This window comes from Paenibacillus sp. alder61 (assembly GCF_020179875.1).
In the GTDB taxonomy this organism is placed as follows: domain Bacteria; phylum Bacillota; class Bacilli; order Paenibacillales; family Paenibacillaceae; genus Fontibacillus; species Fontibacillus faecis.
Genome location: NZ_JAIUDG010000057.1, coordinates 1 through 948, shown reverse-complemented (window position 1 = coordinate 948; position 948 = coordinate 1). Strand labels below are relative to the sequence as shown.

Below are 948 nucleotides of genomic sequence, written 5' to 3'. Positions count from 1 at the left end.
AGGTTGTTCGAGGTTTGGCTGGTTCGCCAGTGAAAGGCGGACTGATCGTTCAGGCCAATTCGGATGTAGTGTATACGGAATTGGCCGAGAGCTTAGCCGCCCGGGGAGTTATTTTAACGGACCTGCATACGGCGGCAAAAGAGCATGAGGAATTGGTTCAACGTTATCTCTATCAGGCAGTGAAGCCGGAAGAGCATCGTTTATCTGCTGCACACAGTGCCTTATGGAGTGGTGGCGTTTTTCTATATGTCCCGGACGGTGTCGAGGTTGAAGTGCCGATTCAAGCGATCTCTCTTAACGATACAAGCGGTGTGCGTTTCGCTCCTCACGTTTTAATTGTGGCCGGGAGCAACAGCAAGATCATTTATGTGGATCATTGTTTGTCGAGCGGGGATGATGTCAAGGCATTGCATAACGGTGTGGTTGAGGTCTTTGCGGGAGCGGGCTCAAAGGTACAAGTCGCTTCGGTTCATCAGCTTGCTGCAGCAACAACGGATTTCACCGAGCGGCGGGCGGTCGTTCTTGCCGATGGGGCTGTGGAATGGATTATCGGCGAGATGAACAAGGGTTATACCGCCAGCGATACCAAGACATTGCTTCAAGGCAATGGGTCGGTATCCGACACGAAGGTGATTGCGATTGGCACGGGCCTTCAAAAATCGAGCTACACAACGCAAGCCCAGCATTTTGGCAGAAGCTCGGTGAGCCAGATGATTACGCGTGCCGTCATGCTTGATGAAGCTACCGCCATTATCAACGGAATTACAAAGATTGAAAAAGGCGCAACCCGTTGCGATGGTCAGCAAACCGAACGCGTGCTTATGTTAAGTCCTAAAGCGCGTGGCGATGCCAATCCGATCCTGCTGATTGATGAGGATGATGTAACCGCTGGCCATGCTGCATCCGTGGGGCAGGTCAATGCGGAGCAAATCTATTATCTGATGTCGC

Annotated in this window: 1 protein-coding gene; it reads left to right on the top strand. The window is 51.9% G+C overall.

Going from position 1 to position 948, the window contains the following annotated elements; all coding sequences use genetic code 11:
* On the top strand, positions 1-948 hold a 948-nt coding region (locus LBW89_RS27365; RefSeq protein ID WP_225040929.1), incomplete at both ends, for a SufB/SufD family protein.